Annotated in this window: 1 protein-coding gene; it reads right to left on the bottom strand. The window is 63.8% G+C overall.

The window, feature by feature from the left end; genetic code table 11:
* The coding region (locus tag BDO18943_RS42450; RefSeq protein WP_210771981.1) for a hypothetical protein at positions 1 to 953 on the bottom strand (953 nt) is incomplete at both ends.

The following is a 953-nucleotide window of genomic DNA, read 5'->3' as shown; positions in this document are numbered from 1 at the left end:
CTGTCGTCGGCGAATAGCTCGATCGGCTCGCTGTCGACGTCCACGTCGACCGGCCTGTCGTCGGCCAATAGCTCGATCGGCTCGCTGTCGACGTCCACGTCGACCGGCCTGTCGTCGGCCAACAGCTCGATCGGTTCGTTGTCGACCTCGACGTCGACGGGTCTGTCGTCGGCCAATAGTTCGATTGGTTCGCTGTCGACTTCCACGTCGACCGGCCTGTCGTCGGCTAACAGCTCGATCGGGTCGCTGTCGACTTCCACGTCGACCGGCCTGTCGTCGGCTAACAGCTCGATCGGTTCGCTGTCGACCTCGACGTCGACCGGTCTCTCGTCGGCTAACAGCTCGATCGGTTCGCTGTCGACCTCGACGTCGACCGGTCTCTCGTCGGCCAACAGCTCGATTGGTTCGCTGTCGACTTCCACGTCGACCGGCCTGTCGTCGGCCAACAGCTCGATTGGTTCGCTGTCGACTTCCACGTCGACGGGCCTCTCGTCGGCGAATAGCTCGATCGGCTCGCTGTCGACTTCGACCTCCACGGGTCTGTCGTCGGCGAACAGCTCGATTGGTTCGCTCTCGACCTCGACCTCGACCGGCCTCTCCTCGGCCAACAGCTCGATTGGCTCGCTGTCGACCTCGACGTCGACGGGTCTGTCGTCGGCTAACAGTTCGATTGATTCGCTCTCGACCTCCACGTCGACCGGCCTCTCGTCGGCTAACAGCTCGATCGGTTCGCTGTCGACGTCGACGTCGACCGGTCTCTCGTCGGCTAACAGCTCGATCGGTTCGCTGTCGACCTCGACCTCGACGGGTCTGTCGTCGGCCAACAGCTCGATTGGCTCGCTGTCGACCTCGACGTCGACCGGCCTGTCGTCGGCCAACAGCTCGATCGGTTCGCTGTCGACCTCCACGTCGACCGGCCTGTCGTCGGCCAACAGCTCGATCGGCTCGCTGTC

It is taken from the genome of Burkholderia aenigmatica, from assembly GCF_902499175.1.
In the GTDB taxonomy this organism is placed as follows: domain Bacteria; phylum Pseudomonadota; class Gammaproteobacteria; order Burkholderiales; family Burkholderiaceae; genus Burkholderia; species Burkholderia aenigmatica.
Note: the sequence above shows the minus strand (reverse complement) of the source record. Positions and strands in the feature narration are given on the sequence as shown.